The sequence below is a fragment of the Geodermatophilus sp. SYSU D00697 genome, from assembly GCF_054050175.1.
Genome location: NZ_JBJGYV010000040.1, coordinates 26911 through 40291, shown reverse-complemented (window position 1 = coordinate 40291; position 13381 = coordinate 26911). Strand labels below are relative to the sequence as shown.

General features: G+C 75.1%; 16 protein-coding genes. 7 read left to right on the top strand and 9 right to left on the bottom strand.

Annotated features, from left to right (window positions below):
* Positions 1 to 73: 73 nt before the first annotated feature.
* Genes ACI79C_RS23090 through ACI79C_RS23080 form a run of 3 tightly spaced genes read right to left on the bottom strand, consistent with a single transcriptional unit; the run spans position 74 to position 1559 of the window.
* Complete coding sequence (locus ACI79C_RS23090; RefSeq protein WP_456948034.1) at positions 74 to 601, bottom strand: DUF1269 domain-containing protein; 528 nt, start codon at positions 599 to 601, stop codon at positions 74 to 76.
* A gap of 49 nt (positions 602 to 650) precedes the next feature.
* The gene (locus tag ACI79C_RS23085; RefSeq protein WP_456948033.1) at positions 651 to 926 is read right to left on the bottom strand and encodes an SHOCT domain-containing protein; all 276 of its coding nucleotides are present in this window, start codon (positions 924 to 926) and stop codon (positions 651 to 653) included.
* Between the two features lie 54 nt (positions 927 to 980).
* Positions 981 to 1559 carry an HdeD family acid-resistance protein gene (locus tag ACI79C_RS23080; protein ID WP_456948032.1) on the bottom strand — a complete coding sequence of 193 codons (579 nt, stop codon included), beginning with the start codon at positions 1557 to 1559 and terminating at the stop codon, positions 981 to 983.
* A gap of 114 nt (positions 1560 to 1673) precedes the next feature.
* On the opposite strand from ACI79C_RS23080, the gene ACI79C_RS23075 reads away from it, so the two are divergent.
* The 3 genes from ACI79C_RS23075 to ACI79C_RS23065 are packed head-to-tail and all read left to right on the top strand — an operon-like array spanning position 1674 to position 4274.
* Complete coding sequence (locus ACI79C_RS23075; RefSeq protein ID WP_456948031.1) at positions 1674 to 2204, top strand: hypothetical protein; 531 nt, start codon at positions 1674 to 1676, stop codon at positions 2202 to 2204.
* On the top strand, positions 2198 to 3616 hold the full coding sequence (locus ACI79C_RS23070; protein WP_456948030.1) for a DUF2252 domain-containing protein: 1419 nt from the start codon (positions 2198 to 2200) through the stop codon (positions 3614 to 3616). Before ACI79C_RS23075 ends, ACI79C_RS23070 begins: the two co-directional genes overlap by 7 nt.
* Before the next feature lie 31 nt (positions 3617 to 3647).
* The gene (locus ACI79C_RS23065) at positions 3648 to 4274 is read left to right on the top strand and encodes a potassium channel family protein (protein WP_456948029.1); all 627 of its coding nucleotides are present in this window, start codon (positions 3648 to 3650) and stop codon (positions 4272 to 4274) included.
* A gap of 8 nt (positions 4275 to 4282) precedes the next feature.
* Here the strand turns inward: ACI79C_RS23065 and ACI79C_RS23060 are convergent, their stop codons facing one another.
* Positions 4283 to 5884, bottom strand: coding sequence for a hypothetical protein (locus tag ACI79C_RS23060; RefSeq protein WP_456948028.1), 1602 nt, complete (start codon positions 5882 to 5884; stop codon positions 4283 to 4285).
* A 146-nt stretch (positions 5885 to 6030) separates the two neighbouring features.
* Between ACI79C_RS23060 and ACI79C_RS23055 the strand changes: the two genes are divergently transcribed.
* The 3 genes from ACI79C_RS23055 to ACI79C_RS23045 all read left to right on the top strand — a co-directional run bounded on the left by ACI79C_RS23055 (position 6031) and on the right by ACI79C_RS23045 (position 9789).
* Entirely contained in the window at positions 6031 to 7878 is a 1848-nt protein-coding gene (locus ACI79C_RS23055) for a glycoside hydrolase family 15 protein (RefSeq protein WP_456948027.1), read from the top strand.
* A 90-nt stretch (positions 7879 to 7968) separates the two neighbouring features.
* On the top strand, positions 7969 to 8331 hold the full coding sequence (locus ACI79C_RS23050) for a carboxymuconolactone decarboxylase family protein (RefSeq protein WP_456948026.1): 363 nt from the start codon (positions 7969 to 7971) through the stop codon (positions 8329 to 8331).
* Between the two features lie 51 nt (positions 8332 to 8382).
* Positions 8383 to 9789, top strand: a complete 1407-nt coding sequence (locus ACI79C_RS23045) for an MFS transporter (RefSeq protein WP_456948025.1) — start codon at positions 8383 to 8385, stop codon at positions 9787 to 9789.
* A gap of 57 nt (positions 9790 to 9846) precedes the next feature.
* Here the strand turns inward: ACI79C_RS23045 and ACI79C_RS23040 are convergent, their stop codons facing one another.
* Both ACI79C_RS23040 and ACI79C_RS23035 read right to left on the bottom strand, forming a co-directional pair.
* A complete protein-coding gene (locus ACI79C_RS23040; protein ID WP_456948024.1) occupies positions 9847 to 10305 on the bottom strand; it encodes a hypothetical protein in 459 nt (152 codons plus the stop codon).
* Positions 10306 to 10371: 66 nt separating this feature from the next.
* Entirely contained in the window at positions 10372 to 10602 is a 231-nt protein-coding gene (locus tag ACI79C_RS23035; protein ID WP_456948023.1) for a hypothetical protein, read from the bottom strand.
* A gap of 356 nt (positions 10603 to 10958) precedes the next feature.
* On the opposite strand from ACI79C_RS23035, the gene ACI79C_RS23030 reads away from it, so the two are divergent.
* Entirely contained in the window at positions 10959 to 11576 is a 618-nt protein-coding gene (locus ACI79C_RS23030; RefSeq protein ID WP_456948022.1) for an Rv1733c family protein, read from the top strand.
* A gap of 29 nt (positions 11577 to 11605) precedes the next feature.
* Here the strand turns inward: ACI79C_RS23030 and ACI79C_RS23025 are convergent, their stop codons facing one another.
* The 3 genes from ACI79C_RS23025 to ACI79C_RS23015 all read right to left on the bottom strand — a co-directional run bounded on the left by ACI79C_RS23025 (position 11606) and on the right by ACI79C_RS23015 (position 13306).
* A complete protein-coding gene (locus ACI79C_RS23025) occupies positions 11606 to 12103 on the bottom strand; it encodes a DUF6325 family protein (RefSeq protein ID WP_456948021.1) in 498 nt (165 codons plus the stop codon).
* A 189-nt stretch (positions 12104 to 12292) separates the two neighbouring features.
* Entirely contained in the window at positions 12293 to 12739 is a 447-nt protein-coding gene (locus ACI79C_RS23020) for a DUF7144 family membrane protein (RefSeq protein WP_456948020.1), read from the bottom strand.
* A 180-nt stretch (positions 12740 to 12919) separates the two neighbouring features.
* Positions 12920 to 13306, bottom strand: a complete 387-nt coding sequence (locus tag ACI79C_RS23015) for a hypothetical protein (RefSeq protein WP_456948019.1) — start codon at positions 13304 to 13306, stop codon at positions 12920 to 12922.
* Positions 13307 to 13381 lie beyond the last annotated feature (75 nt).

Here is a 13381-nt window from a genome sequence, read left to right as displayed (position 1 = left end):
CCCCGCCCCCCGGTCGTAGTCTGGCGGGGGGCCGGCCGCCCGCGGCCGCCGGCCCCCTGGCCCCAGGTCGCGCTCAGCTCGTCGGTGCCGGCGCCCTCGGTGCAGGCGTCACCTGCTCGTCGGCGAACACCTCGCGCAGCTTCTCCTCCTGGTCGGAGCTGAGGTTGCTCTCCACCAGGACCATCTGCTGGCCCTCGAACGCCTGCTTCACCTTGTCCACCACGGCATCCGAGGAGAGGACGAACAGCGCCGAGGTGCCGGGCTGGATCTCGTCGCGCATCCGGCGGATGAAGCCGTCGTCGATGCCGACGTCGGTCATGCTGCCGGTGAGCGCCCCCATCCCCGCGCCGATCGCCATCCCGAGCAGCGGGACGAAGAAGATCAGGCCGAACAGCAGGCCCCAGAACGCGCCGCCCAGGGCGCCGGCGCCGGCCATGTTGGTCAGCTGGCGGGTCTTCGGCTTCCTCGCCCCCTCCGGGTAGCTCACGATCGCGGCGTCGTGGATCCGGATCAGCTCACGGCGTTGCAGGTCCTTCAGGGTCGCCTCGGCCCGGTCGGCACCGGTGGCGGTGGGGAACTTCCAGACGGTCATGGTGGCCATGGACGGTCTCTCCTCGGGTGTGCGCGGCCGGAACCGGGGTGGTCCGGGGTCAGGAGTTGAGGATCTGGCTCTTCTGGAGCTCGAACTCCGCCTCGTCGAGGACGCCGGAGTCGCGGAGCTGGGCCAGTTCGCGCAGCTGCGCCAGCTTGGTGTTCGTGTCGGTGCGCGGCGGGGCGGCGGGCGCGGGCTCGGCGTACTGCGGCGCCGCGGGGGCGGCCTGCGCGGCCCACCGGTTGGTCTGGCGACGGGAGACGCGGTTGGACACGGCGGTGGCCGTGCCCGCGACGACGGCGGTGCGGGCCATGCCCCGCAACAGTCCTGGCATGTCGGCTCCTGGTGGTGGGTGGTCCCGGCCGGGCGGCACGGGTCGGTGGGTGGGTCAGCGCACCGAGGGCACCTCGCGCTCGGTGCCGGGGCGCCAGAAGGCGGCCACGACCAGCACCAGGCCGAGGAAGGTGACCTGCAGGCCGAAGACCACCGACAGCACCAGGACGGTGGCCCGCGGCCAGACGATGGCCAGCACGCCGACGACGACGTTGACCGCGCCCAGCGTCAGCAGCCACTGCCAGCCGGGGACCTCGTGACGCGCGACGGCGGCCAGGCCGACCCGCCCGGCGCCGTGGACGATCAGGGACAGCCCGGTGATCAGGACCAGCGTCCAGAGGGTGAGGCCGGGCCAGACCGCGGCCAGGACGCCCCCGACGACGAGGACCGCCCCCAGCACGAGCGACCCGGCGCGGTGCCGTCCGGAGTCCCAGCCGACGGCGATCTCGAGCAGGCCGCCGAGCACGAAGGCCAGGCCGACCAGCAGCGCCAGGCTGCGTGCGGCGGCGACGGGGTTGAGCAGCAGCGCGATCCCGACCGCCGCCACGGCCAGGCCCAGCAGTCCGACGACGGTCCGCAGACCCCTGTGCCCCGACGGGGCGGCCGCGTACGGGCTGGACACGTTGGCGGTCATCGACGTCCCCTCCTCCGGGGTGCTCCTGGGGTCCATGTTCGCGGCCGGCGGCCGGCACGACCTCATCCCCCACGGATGACGCCGCGGCCACCGCCGGACCGGCACCGTCGGGTCATGAGCAGACGCGCAGCCGGGATCTGGGCCCTCGTCCTCGCGGCGGCGATCGCCGGGTGCTCCGACCCGGGCACCACGACGTCCGGCTCGGCGACGTCGGCCGCCGCGACGTCGGCCGCCGCGACGTCGGCCGCCGAGGCGTCGGTGAGCGGGGCGTCGGTGAGCGGGGCACCGGGGACCGCGGCCGCGGGTGCTGCCGCGTCGGGTGCTGCGGTGTGCCAGGCCGCGGACCGACTGCGGTCCTCGCTGACCGCGCTGGGGGACGTCCAGGTCCTCCAGCAGGGCACCGACGCGGTGCGGCAGGCCTTCACGTCGGTGGAGGACGCGCTCGGGCAGCTGCGCCAGGAGGCCGGCACCGCCTACGCCGGCCAGGTCGACCAGGTGCAGTCCGACGCCGCACAGGTGCGGACCACCCTCGACGCGGCGCAGCAGGACGCGTCGGCCCGGACGCTCGGCGACGTCGCCTCCGCCGTCGGCGTCCTGCTCGCCGACGCCCGCGCCCTCCTCGACGACGTGGGGTCGACGTGCTGACCGCGACCCGCGCCACAGCCGACCAGCGCCGCACCCCCCGGGAGCGGCGCGCCGCCGGCAAGGCGCTGCGGGCCGAGGTGCCCCTCGAGAGCCACGCGGTGACCGGGCGCGTCGTCGACGCCCGCGACCCGCTGACCCTGCTGGAGGAGCAGGCGGCCGACCGGCTGCCCGAGCTGGGGCCGATCCGCTACGGGCGGATGCTGCAGTCCCCGTTCGCCTTCTACCGCGGCGCCGCGCGGGTCATGGCCGCCGACCAGGCCCGCGCGCCGCGCTCCGGCCTCACGGTGCAGATGTGCGGCGACGCCCACGCGGCCAACTTCGGCCTCTACGGCTCGCCCGAGCGGCGGCTGGTGTTCGACGCCAACGACTTCGACGAGACCCTCCCCGGGCCCTTCGAGCACGACGTCAAGCGGCTGGTGGCCAGCCTGGAGGTCGCCGGCCGGCACAACGGCCTGTCCGACCGGCGACGCCGGGCCCTCGTGGTCGCCGCCGGCGCGCGCTACCGGACCGCGATGGCGGAGTTCGCCGAGGCCCGCGACATCGAGGTCTGGTACTCCCGGGTCGACGCCGACGAGCTGCGCCGGCGGCTCGCCCCCCGGCTCGGTCCGGCCCAGCGCAAGCGGCTGGCCCGGGCGCTGGACCGGGCGCGGACGCGGGACACCCTGCAGGCCTTCGGCAAGCTCACCGAGGTGGCCGACGGACGGCTGCGGATCCGGGCCGAGCCGCCGCTGGTCGTGCCGCTGCGCGAGCTCGCCCCCGGAGTGGAGGCCGACGACCCGGCGGAGGCGTTCAGCGCCCTCATCCGGCAGTACCGGGGCTCCCTCCAGGCCGACCGGCGCACCCTCCTGGAGCGTTACTCCTACGTCGACATGGCGCGCAAGGTCGTGGGCGTGGGCAGCGTGGGCACCCGCTGCTGGGTCGTCCTGCTCGTCGGCCGCGACGACGACGACCCGCTGCTGCTGCAGGTCAAGGAGGCGGGGCCGTCGGTGCACGCGGAGTTCGTGGGCCGCAGCCGGTACGCCAACCAGGGGCAGCGCGTGGTGGCCGGGCAGCGGCTCATGCAACAGGCCAGCGACATCTTCCTGGGCTGGCAGCGGTCCGCCGGCATCGACGGGGTCGAGCGCGACTTCTACCTGCGGCAGCTGCGGGACTGGAAGGGGTCGATCGAGATCGACGACCTGCGGCCGCGCGGCCTGGAGATCTACGGCGAGCAGTGCGCGTGGTGCCTCGCCCGGGCGCACGCGCGCTCCGGCGACCGGATCGCGATCGCCGGCTACCTCGGCTCCTCGCCCACCTTCGACAACGCCCTCGCCGACTACGCCGCCGCGTACGCCGACGTGACCGAGGCCGACCACCGGCAGCTCGCCGAGGCCGTGGCCGCGGGCCGGGTGGACGCGCAGCGGGACACCTGATCGGGCTCGTCCGGCCGGGATGATCCTCCCCGTGGACGAGGACCGCAGCATCCCGGCCGTGGACGGCCCCGCCCGCACCGAGCGGCTCCCGGAACGCGGCGGCCCGCCCCCTCCGGCGGCCGCGCCGCTGCTGCCGGGCCGGCGCCCGCTGCTCGTGGGCGCCGCCCGGACGCTGCTCACGAGCGCCGGGCTCCTCGTCGTCTACTTCGCGCTGCCCCTCGACCGGGCCTTCACCGCCGGGACGGTCGCCGCGCTGGCCGCCGGCGTGGGTGCCGTGGGGTTGCTGGTCGCCTGGCAGGTGCGGGCGATCCTGCGCGCGCCGCACCCCGCGCTGCGGGCGGTCGAGGGCGTCGCGCTGTCGGTCCCGCTGTTCCTCCTGCTGTTCGCCATCGCGTCCGTCCAGCTGTCCGGCACCGACCCCGGCGCCTTCACCGAGCCGCTCAGCCGCGTCGACGGCCTGTACTTCGTCGTCACCGTCTTCGCCACGGTGGGCTTCGGCGACATCGCGCCGGTCAGCGAGGCGGCCCGGCTGCTCACCACGGTGCAGATGGTGGTCAACCTCGTGGTGATCGGGCTGGTGCTCCGGGTGTTCCTCGCCGCCGTCGACCGCCGCCGCCGGGCGGCCGCGGACCCCGACCCGCCGCCGGACGCCGGCTGACCGGCCGGTCACACGCCGAGCAGCCGGCCCTTCTCGCGGCGGAACTCCTCCTCGGTGAGGACGCCGGCGTCGCGGGCGCTGCCCAGGCGGACGAGCAGGTCGAGGCGGTCGTTGAGCGTGGTGATCGTCTGGGGGGTGAGCGCGGCCGGCACGAACGGCCCCGGCTCGGGCGCGGCCGGCTCGACCGCCGTCGCGAGCAGCGTGGCCCCGGCCGGGCGCTCCGGTGCGCCGCCGGTCGGGAGGGGCCCCGGGCGCGGGGCCGGGACGACCGCCGCGGCTCCCGGAGCCGGTCTCGCGACGGCTCCGTCGGGTCCGGGGGACCGCGCCGCCACGACCCCGGTGTCCTCGACCGCGGTCCCCTCCGTTCCTGAGACCGGCGCCGACGCCCGGTCCACCAGCCACGCCAGCGCCCCGAGGTACAGCGCGACCAGGGCCACCACCCAGATCAGCACCGACAGCGTGGGCGCGGGCCAGAAGAGCAGCACCAGCGCGGCGAGGGCGACGCCGCTCCACCGGGCGGGGACGAGGTGGTCGCGCACCAGCCCGCCCAGCCGTGCGGTCCGCTGCGGCAGGTCCAGCTCCACGGCGAAGGCGCGCGTCCCGGCGGCCACCCGGCGTGTCCAGGGCTCGGCCGGGACGGCGTCCGCGGCCGGCGCGTCCCCCTCGGCCGCGAGCGCCGCGGCCGCGTGGGACTCCTCCCGCCGCCGACGCAGCGTCGCGCGGGCCGAGGCCACCCCGCGCCGCACCGCGGCCCCGATGCCGAGCCGGCCCCAGACCAGCGTGAGCACCAGGACCAGCAGGGCGGCGCCGAGCAGCCACAGCGTCCAGGTCCGCAGACTGCCGGCGAGCACGTCGTAGACCGCGCCGACGGCGTCCCGGTCCTCCACCGGGACCTGAGGCAGGAGCACCCCGCGGCCGATCCGCAGCGCGAGCAGCACCAGCAGGGTGAGCACCGTCGTGGTCACCGCGAACGCGCGCAGCGTGCCGCGGCGGTGCCGGGAGACGCCCAGCGCGCCGGCCAGCGTGCCCAGCGCCAGCAGCCCCAGCCACCACCAGACGTCCTCCAGCAGGTCGATCGCGGTGTAGAGCTGCGGAGCAGCCGCGGGCGTCACGACCGTCACGCCGACGTCGTCGGGCAGCAGGTCGAGGACCTGGCCCGCGATGCCGTCCTGCAACGAGCCGGGCACCCGCTCCTTGGCCTGGCCGAGGGTGAACCGCACCGGCTCGCCGGCGACCAGCTGGTCGTGCGCGGAGGTGAGCGCCGCCTCGGTCAGCGGCCGGAACGGGTCGCTGGCGAGCAGGCGCTGCACGCCGGCCGAGACGAGCGAGCGGATGCCGTCCTCCACCGTGGGCCGGAACGACTGGAGCCGGTCGGGCAGCAGCGCCACCCCCTCGTCGATGGCCGCCTGCACCTCGGGGTGGGTCATGACCGTCGCCGTCACCTCGTCGGTGACGCGGGCCTCGACCGCCGGCGCGTCGACGATCGTCTCCACGGTGGCGACGAAGACCGTCGTGTCGACGACCGTGCGGCGGGTCCACAGCGAGGTGCTGGCCAGGACGACGGCGACGGCGCTGACGAGGACCAGCAGCCCGACGGCGGAGCGGCGCATGGCTCCTCCCTCTCGCGGTCGTGGAGCCCGGGGAACGGTCGGAGAGCCCGGGGGACAGCGGCCGAGCCTGGTTCGGGTGGACCGCCGCGCTCATCACCCCTGGGGGATGAGGCGCCCGGCGAGCCGCCGGCGTCACGGTCGCCGGCATGACCGAGACACCCAGGACCGAGACCGCCATCGCCGACCACGGGCTCATCGGCGACCTGCAGACGGCCGCGCTGGTGACGACCGACGGGTCGATCGACTGGTTCTGCTGCCCGCGGTTCGACTCCCCCAGCGTCTTCGCCGCGCTGCTGGACGACGAGCGCGGCGGTCACTTCCGGATCCGTCCGGCGGGCGTCGCCTACACCTCCAAGCAGATGTACCTGCCCGACACCGCCGTCCTGGTGACCCGCTTCTTCACCGAGGACGGGATGGGGCAGGTCGTCGACTTCATGCCGCCTGCTGGGGACAGCGCCACCGACGTGCACCGGATCGTGCGGGTCCTGGACTGCGTCCGCGGCCGGATGACCTTCGACGTCGACGTCGCTCCCCGCTTCGACTACGGGCGGCAGGCGCACCGGGTCGACGTGACGGCGAACGGCGCCGTCCTCACCGCCAACGGACAGCAGCTGACCCTGCACGTCGTCCGCGAGCCCGAGGACGAGCGGCTGGCCGAGGTCCGTCTCGGGGACGCCGACCTGCACGCGACGGTCTCCCTGGAGGCCGGGCAGACGCGCGGGGTGGTGCTCGAGTGGGGCGGGGACGACCGGCCGCGCGAGATCCGGCCGGCCGAGGTCCGGACCCTGTTGCGGCAGACGGTCGACTTCTGGCGCTCCTGGGTGTCCCGCTCGACCTATCGGGGCCGCTGGCGGGAGCCGGTCCAGCGGTCGGCGATCACGCTGAAGCTGATGACCTACGCGCCCAGCGGCGGTCTCGTGGCCGCTCCCACCGCGGCTCTGCCGGAACAGGTCGGCGGCGAGCGCAACTGGGACTACCGCTTCACCTGGGTGCGCGACGCCTCCTTCTCGGTGCACGCGCTGCTCAAGCTCGGTCTGACCGAGGAGGCCGGCGCCTTCGGCCGCTGGCTGGGTGACCGCATCCGCGAGCGGGCCGGCAGCGACAGCGGCCCGCTGAACATCATGTACCGCATCGACGGCTCCTCCGACCTGAAGGAGGACGTCCTCGACCACTGGCGCGGCTACCGCGGTTCGGCTCCGGTGCGCATCGGCAACGGCGCCGCCGAGCAGCTGCAGTTGGACATCTACGGCGAGGCGCTGGACAGCGTGTACTCCGGCGTCCGGGCGGGCCTGCCGCTCCCCCACCAGGGCTGGGCGGCCATCACCCGGGTGCTGGACTGGCTGGCGGACAACTGGGACCAGCCCGAGGAGGGCATCTGGGAGACCCGCGGCGGCCGGCAGCCGTTCACCTACGGGCGGGTGATGAGCTGGGTGGCCTTCGACCGCGGTGTCCGGCTGGCCCGCGAGCACGGCCGGCCCGCCCCGCTGGAGCGCTGGATCACCGAGCGCGACCGGGTCTACCAGCAGGTCGTGGAGCGGGGCTTCCACTTCCGGCGCCAGGCCTTCGTCCAGCACTACGACACCGACGTCCTGGACTCCGCGCTGCTGCGCATGCCCACCGTCGGCTTCGTCGACGGCCGCGACCCGATGTGGACCACGACGCTGGCCGCCATGGACCGCGAGCTGGTGACCGACAGCCTGGTCTACCGCTACGACCCCGAGGCCTCGCCCGACGGGCTGCGCGGGTCGGAGGGCACCTTCTCGCTGTGCACGTTCGCCTACGTCGACGCGCTCACCCGCGCCGGGCGGCTGGACGACGCCCGCACCGCCTTCGAGAAGATGCTGACCTACGGCAACCACGTGGGCCTGTACTCCGAGGAGATCGCCCTCACCGGCGAGCAGATCGGCAACTTCCCCCAGGCGTTCACCCACCTGGCGCTCATCGACGCCGCGACCACGCTGGACGCGGCCCTCGACGGGCGCCCACCCCGCTGATGCGCGTCCTCGTCCGCGGGGGGTGAGGTCGGACGGCGGCCGGCGCGCCGACGCTGGGCGTCCGTCCGTCCCGCCCCTCCAGGAGGAGCCATGACCCGGACCGCCCCCGACGACGCGCTCGACCGCATCGCCCAGGGTGATGCGCCGGTCCTCGAGACGCTGCTCGCGATGAACCTCGACGCGGCGGAGCGCTCGGGGCTGGACGCCGAGACCTACCTGCTCGTCCGGCTCGCCGCGCTCGTCGCCATGGACGCCGCACCGGTGTCCTACGCGATCACCTTCGGCGCCGCGGCGGAGGCGGGCCTGACGGCGGAGAAGGCCCAGGCCGTCCTGGTCGCCATCGCCCCCGTCGTCGGCAGCGCGCGGGTGACCGCGGCGGCCGGCGCCATCCTGCGCGGGGTCCTCGGCGCGGCCGCCCTGGCCGACCAGATCCCGGAACAGCGCTCGTCGTAGCCGCAGCCGCTCGATCCCCGCCCGGCGCCGATCCCGTACCGGAGGAGACCCATGACCAGGACCGGCGCCGGGCCGGCGACCGCGACAGCGGGTGCCGTCGTCCTCCCGCTCGCCCTCGCCCAGTTCATCGCCAGCTACGCCGCCTCGAACATGAACGTCGCGATCAGCACGATCGCCGACGACCTGGACACCGACGTCGCGGGGATCCAGACCACCATCACGCTGTTCACCCTGACGATGGCGGCGCTGATGATCCCCGGGAGCAAGCTCACCGACATCTGGGGCCGCAGGTACTGCTTCATCCTCGGCCTGGCCGTGTACGGGGCCGGCGCCCTGCTGGCCGCCCTGGCACCGGGGCTGGGGACGCTGACGATCGGGTACTCGCTGCTCGAGGGCGTCGGCTCGGCGCTGCTCATCCCGCCGATCTACATCCTCATCACCGTGGTCTTCGACGACCTGAAGTCCCGGGCCAAGTGGTTCGGCGTCGTCAGCGGGGCCGCCGGGCTGGGTGCCGCCGCCGGACCCCTGATCGGCGGACTCATCACCAGCTACGTCAGCTGGCGGGCCTCCTTCCTGCTCCAGGTGGTCGTCGTGGCCGTGATCGCGCTCATGGCGCGGCGGATCGACGACCCGCCGCTGCCGGCCCAGCGGCCGCACTTCGACCTCCTCGGGGCGGTCCTGTCGGCGGCCGGGCTGTTCTCCGTCGTCTTCGGGGTCCTGCAGACCAACACCCGCGGCTGGGGTTCGCCCCTGGTGTGGGCGTACGTGGCGCTGGGCGTCCTGGTCCTGGCCGGGTTCTTCCTGCACGCGCGGGCCCGGGAGCACAGCGGCCGGACGCCGCTCGTCTCACCCTCACTCTTCCGGAACCGGACGTCGAACCTCGGGCTGCTGACCCAGACCGTCCAGTGGCTGGTCATGCAGGGCGCGTTCTTCGTGATCTCGGTCTTCCTGCAGCAGGAGCGTGGCTACTCGGCGATCCAGACCGGCCTCATGCTGGTGCCGGCCACGATCGGCGTCCTGCTCTCCTCCGGGATGGCGCAGCGGATGGCCAGCCGGCACCCCCAGCGGCTGCTGATCCGGGCAGGGTTCACCGTGACCGTCGCCGGCCTGGCCCTCCTGCTGGCCCTGGCTCGGACCGACTCCGCCGTCTGGACCTTCTGGCCCGGCCTGTTCCTCATGGGCTTCGGCGTCGGCGCCATGCTCACCGCGTCGGTCAACGTGGTGCAGTCGGCGTGGCCGGAGGAGGTCCAGGGCGACATCTCCGGGGTCTCGCGGAGCGTGTCGAACCTCGGTTCGTCGCTCGGTGTGGCGATCGCCGGCTCGGTGCTCGTCGGCGCGGCGGCCGCCGGCAACCCGCCGTTCCTCACCGCGATCGTGGTGGTCGGGTGCTTCGCGATCGTCGGGTGGGTGGCCGCGTTCCTGCTCCCGCACGCCCCCCGCCGGGTCCCGGCCGCCTGACCCACCCCAGCGGCACCGGTGCCTGTGGGCTCGGCCCCTGCCGGATGACCGCCGAGGTCAGGCGCCGCGCTCGCGGGGCGCGTCGGGGAGCCCGGACACCACCGCCGCCAGGAAGGGGCCGACCAGCCGGCCGACGTCCTCGTGCGCCGCGGCGACCTCCACCACGCAGCCGTCGTCCGCGGTGAGCCGGAGGGCGACCGGACGCCGCCCCAGGCCGCGCGCCTCTCCAGGCTCCAGCGCCTCCACCGTGACCTCCCGGGCGACCCCGGCCGCGAGGGGCGTGAGCCACAACCTCAACAGGCCGGACCGGAGCAGGAGCACGTCGTCCACCCACGCCGCCTGCGTGCGCCGGAGGCACCACCGCGCGTCGTATCGGCGCGGCGACGCGGGCGGGCCGACCCGGCAGCGGAAGGAGGGCAGCTCACGGGCGTAGCGGATCCGGCCCCACGCCGCCAGGACGACGACCGTCGCGCCCACCAGGACGACGGCGCCGAGCGCCACCAGGACGGGAGTCATCGGGCACCACACTCCCTCGCACGCGAGGCCTTCGGGGAACGGGTCGGGGCACGCGGCCGGCGCTGCTCACGTCGAGTCGTCGACGTAGGACCCCGGTCCGGTCGTGCGGACCTCCATCAGGTCCAGACCCAGGCTGCGCAGCCGCTGCAGCATGCCGTGCAACCCGGGCTGGTCCGTGGGTCCGGTCCGCAGGATGGTCAGCGGTGGCTCCTCGCCGAGGTCCTCCGCGCCGATCTCCTCGAGGAGCTCGGCGGGGACCGGTCCGCGGACACGGAGCTCGTACACCTGGCGTCCCATCTGCGCTGCTCCTTCGCTCGAGGCGGGCGCCGGTGGAACGGGGGTCCGCCGCGCGAGCCGCTCAGCGAGCCGGACGACCGCCACCGGTTCCCCGGGACGCGGGAGGTCCGATCCGATCCCCGGAGCCTCGCGCGTCCGTCATCCGGCTGCCTCCCCCTCCCTGGATGAGGAGCCCCCGGTGGCCGGGCCGGTGGGGTGGCGCCCCGACCGACGTCGCTCCCCCGGCTGCCGGCCGACGGCGGCCGCGGGGAGTCATCCCAGCGGGGCGATGGGGCCCCGTCCACCGGTCCCCATCCTGGGCGAGAGGCACCCTCTCCCCTCCCCGACGCTGGACGGCAGGAACGGACGGCGGTGGCATGAGCACTCCGACCGACAGCGCACTGCGCCGCTCGCTGCGGTGGTTCACCCTGGGTTCGGGGCCGCTCAAGCGCGGCTCGGACCGGCTGCAGGTGGCCGGCCGGCTCGTCGTCGTGCTCTCCCTGCTGGCCGCTCCTCCGCTGGCCGTGGCCGCCACGGCCGCCACGACCGCGGAGCTCCAGGCGCGAGCCGCGACGGAGGCGGCCGAGCGGTCCCGCGTGGACGCCGTCCTGCTCGAGGACGCGCCGGAGGCGCCGGAGGTCCCCGCCTCGGGCGAGGGCGGCCTGGAGCGGGTGACCGAGCCGGCCCGCGCGGTGTGGCCGGCCCCGGACGGGGCGCAGCGTCAGGGAGTCGTGCTGGTCCGCCCCGGCACGGCCGCCGGGACGACCGTCCCCGTGTGGGTCCACCGCGACGGGCACATCACGCCCGCGCCCATGGACCGCAGCCGCATCGACAGCGCGGCCATGAAGATCGGGGCGGTCGTCCTCCTCGGGGTCCCGATCGCGGCGTGGAGCCTCCACGCCCTGCTCTGCGCCGGCCTGGACCTCCACCGGGAGCGCCGGTGGGCGCAGGGCTGGGCGGTGGTCGAACCGGACTGGGCGACCCGGCTGCTCTGAGCGCGCCGGGCACCCCGCCGTCCGGCCGGTCAGCCCACCGGCCGGGCCTGCTCCTCGGTGCTGTCCCGCTCCTCGGCCTCGAGCGCGTCGAGCGCCGCCGCCAGGTCCTGCAGGGGGATGTGGCCGGACGCGACCAGCTGCCCGCCGGACCGGCGCAGCGCAGCGGCGAACGGGGCCGCCCAGACGTTCTCGTAGACCAGCACGCCCGCGGCGGTCCCGGGCTCCAGTGCCGCGGCGGCCTCGGCGAGGTCGTCCGGGCGGAGGAGACCGGAGTCCGCGCCGTCGAACAGTGCCGCCTCGAGGACCTGCATGCGGTCGAGGTCGACCTGGCTCAGCGTCGTGACGGTGCCGTCCTCGTCCTTGCGGATGAACTCCAGGTCGAGGATGCGGATGACCCCCCGGTCGACGAGGTCGATCAGCAGCGGGAACGCCTCCCCGGTCATGCGTTCGACCGGGAACGCCACGACGAGGTAGTCGACCGGTCCCATCTGGTCGAGGTCGGCGCTCTGCTCGAGGTCAGCGGTCATGTCTCCCCCAGGGGAACGAGGAACGGTGCTCGGCGCTCCCACGGTGCCCGCGGCCGCCGGTCCGCTGCGTCACCCGCCGCGGACGATCCGCCCGGGCGGCGGTCGACCGCGACGAGGACCGCCGGGCCGACCGGGGACGTGCGAACGGGTGCCCGCCCCCCTGTCGAGGACGGGCACCCGCGCCGGCGCTCAGCGGTAGTCGCTCTTGAGCTCACGTCCGTGGACGATGATCGCGTAGATCACGATGACGTCGAGCGTGATGACGATGAGCGACCACACGGGGTAGGCGGAGATGAACGCCAGGTTCACCACGGCGCTCAGGAACGCGATCCCGACACCGACGATGCGGGCCGCCATGTTCCCGGCCAGGAGACCCACCCCGGCCAGGACGGCCACGACGCCGATGATGATGTGGGCCCATCCCCACGTGTTGTAGTCGACGTTGACCACGAGACCGTTCTCGCGGACCAGGTAGAAGCCGTCGTCGAACACGGCGATGAGCCCCTCGATGGCCTGGAACGTCCCCATCATGATCAGCATGACGCCGCCGAAGACCACCCACCCCGCCCAGGCGGTGGGTCCCCGTTCGTAGCTCTCGTCGGTCGCCGGCGAGCGACGCTGCGAGGTGTCCGTCATGTGCCTGTCCTCCTCGGTCCGGCCTCGGTTCCGGGCGCCCCGCGCAGGGGGACGGGCGGACGAGGTCTCGGGTACTGGTGCCATCGCAGCGTGCGACCGGTGCGGGGGGCACGGCATCGTCCGCACCGCATGAACGGCGCCGCGCTGCCGGCGCTCCCCTCGCCAGGACGGATCGACCGCTCACCCGGCCGGGTCTGCCGGAGCCTGCTCGAGCACCGGGTGGGGGTCCCGGCCGGGCACCGGGGGCCGGGCGGAGCGGGCCGACCGGAGGGGGACGACGTCGGCGCCGGTGTCGGCCGGGCCGGGGACCTCGCCCTCGTCCCCCGGTCGCCGGCGACGACCGCTCCGCGGCGGCTCCGGGCTCCGGCGGATCTCCAGCAGTTCCACGTGCCCTTCGACCAGGCGGTGCACGACGTCGGTGAGGTCGCGGTCGCCCGGGACGCGGAGCCGACGCACCGTGTTGCGCGGGACGCGGGACGGCCGGACGGGCAGCCGGAACGTCGCCAGCGCCGCCGGGCTCAGGAGTGTGCCGACCCGCAGTTCGAACCGGTTCCGGGCCGTCCCCATGGCCCGCTCCCTCCTGGCCGGCCCCGTCGGCCACGTGCGCTGCGTCCCCTGGCGACGATGGGCTCCCCTGCCGGT

Excerpts from the sequence above, each read along its gene's own strand:
- ACI79C_RS23085 (WP_456948033.1), bottom strand. The coding sequence starts at position 926 with ATGCCAGGACTGTTGCGGGGCATGGCCCGCACCGCCGTCGTCGCGGGC.
- ACI79C_RS23035 (WP_456948023.1), bottom strand. The coding sequence starts at position 10,602 with ATGGGACGCCAGGTGTACGAGCTCCGTGTCCGCGGACCGGTCCCCGCC.
- ACI79C_RS23060 (WP_456948028.1), bottom strand. The coding sequence starts at position 5,884 with ATGCGCCGCTCCGCCGTCGGGCTGCTGGTCCTCGTCAGCGCCGTCGCC.
- ACI79C_RS23040 (WP_456948024.1), bottom strand. The coding sequence starts at position 10,305 with ATGACTCCCGTCCTGGTGGCGCTCGGCGCCGTCGTCCTGGTGGGCGCG.
- ACI79C_RS23020 (WP_456948020.1), bottom strand. The coding sequence starts at position 12,739 with ATGACGGACACCTCGCAGCGTCGCTCGCCGGCGACCGACGAGAGCTAC.
- ACI79C_RS23015 (WP_456948019.1), bottom strand. The coding sequence starts at position 13,306 with ATGGGGACGGCCCGGAACCGGTTCGAACTGCGGGTCGGCACACTCCTG.
- ACI79C_RS23045 (WP_456948025.1), top strand. The coding sequence starts at position 8,383 with ATGACCAGGACCGGCGCCGGGCCGGCGACCGCGACAGCGGGTGCCGTC.
- ACI79C_RS23055 (WP_456948027.1), top strand. The coding sequence starts at position 6,031 with ATGACCGAGACACCCAGGACCGAGACCGCCATCGCCGACCACGGGCTC.
- ACI79C_RS23030 (WP_456948022.1), top strand. The coding sequence starts at position 10,959 with ATGAGCACTCCGACCGACAGCGCACTGCGCCGCTCGCTGCGGTGGTTC.
- ACI79C_RS23025 (WP_456948021.1), bottom strand. The coding sequence starts at position 12,103 with ATGACCGCTGACCTCGAGCAGAGCGCCGACCTCGACCAGATGGGACCG.
- ACI79C_RS23075 (WP_456948031.1), top strand. The coding sequence starts at position 1,674 with ATGAGCAGACGCGCAGCCGGGATCTGGGCCCTCGTCCTCGCGGCGGCG.
- ACI79C_RS23080 (WP_456948032.1), bottom strand. The coding sequence starts at position 1,559 with ATGACCGCCAACGTGTCCAGCCCGTACGCGGCCGCCCCGTCGGGGCAC.
- ACI79C_RS23090 (WP_456948034.1), bottom strand. The coding sequence starts at position 601 with ATGGCCACCATGACCGTCTGGAAGTTCCCCACCGCCACCGGTGCCGAC.
- ACI79C_RS23050 (WP_456948026.1), top strand. The coding sequence starts at position 7,969 with ATGACCCGGACCGCCCCCGACGACGCGCTCGACCGCATCGCCCAGGGT.